Here is an 840-nt window from a genome sequence, read left to right as displayed (position 1 = left end):
ATTGGCATAGGATTAATTCAAGAATGAAAAAAGGAAGCCGTAAAGTAAATGTTATCGGCGATGATTATAGGGAGCGAGATGCATGGTGATGTTAACCGAAGATTATATTATACAAAATTTGAGGTGTAGTGAAAGTAAAGCGGAGTACATGATTAGAGAAGCACAGGGCAACGCTGAAAAGCTTTACAAGAATTTCCTAGACCAAAGTATCAAAGATAAGAACACGCCCGGTGTGCGTCAAATAGAGGTGTCTTATGGAGATAGAAATTAAATTCAACGAAACACATAAAGCACCTATGGCTTCACCAAGACCGAGATTCAGTAAAAGAGGTAACTATGTACAAACCTATATGCCTGCAACTTATACGGCGCATAAAGCTTTTATACAAAAGCAGATGCCTAAACTTATGTTAGAAAATAGCGTGATTGTAACGTTGAAGTTTATCTTTATACCGCCTGAAAGTTGGAGTAAGAAGAAACGCTTGGCAATGGTCGGTAAGTATAAGTCTACAAAACCTGATGTAGATAATTTGATGAAAACTGTTTTAGATGCCGGCAATAAGCATCTGTGGAAAGATGATGGCCAGATTGTAGATGTAAGGACCTTAAAGCAATACGGTGATGAAGCTAAAATCATCATGGTAATCGAGGAGGTAGATTAATTGAATATCGACAATGACGACGTAGAAATGCAATTCAAATGCACAGTGACATTTACAGCTAAAGTCAGAGATACATTTCACAAACATAAAAATACACAAGCTATGGAAGATAGTTTGATCAATAAAATTTATGAAGAACCAGAGGCCTACATGGATGATTTAGAAGTCACAGATGTAG

At 36.8% G+C, this 840-nt stretch carries 1 protein-coding gene and 1 pseudogene; both read left to right on the top strand.

What is annotated here, in order from left to right; all coding sequences use genetic code 11:
• Positions 1-89 (top strand): annotated as a pseudogene (locus tag HMPREF3270_RS13790) (DNA replication protein DnaC); the annotation flags it as partial.
• A gap of 165 nt (positions 90-254) precedes the next feature.
• Positions 255-662: a RusA family crossover junction endodeoxyribonuclease gene (locus HMPREF3270_RS11015; RefSeq protein ID WP_070848636.1), complete on the top strand. Its 408-nt coding sequence runs from the start codon at positions 255-257 to the stop codon at positions 660-662.
• Positions 663-840: the final 178 nt, after the last annotated feature.

The sequence above is a fragment of the Staphylococcus sp. HMSC65H10 genome (assembly GCF_001839185.1).
GTDB lineage: Bacteria > Bacillota > Bacilli > Staphylococcales > Staphylococcaceae > Staphylococcus > Staphylococcus simulans.
The sequence above is the reverse complement of the archived record's forward strand: the minus strand, read 5'-3'. Positions and strand labels throughout refer to the sequence as shown.

Excerpts from the sequence above, each read along its gene's own strand:
- HMPREF3270_RS11015 (WP_070848636.1), top strand. The coding sequence starts at position 255 with ATGGAGATAGAAATTAAATTCAACGAAACACATAAAGCACCTATGGCT.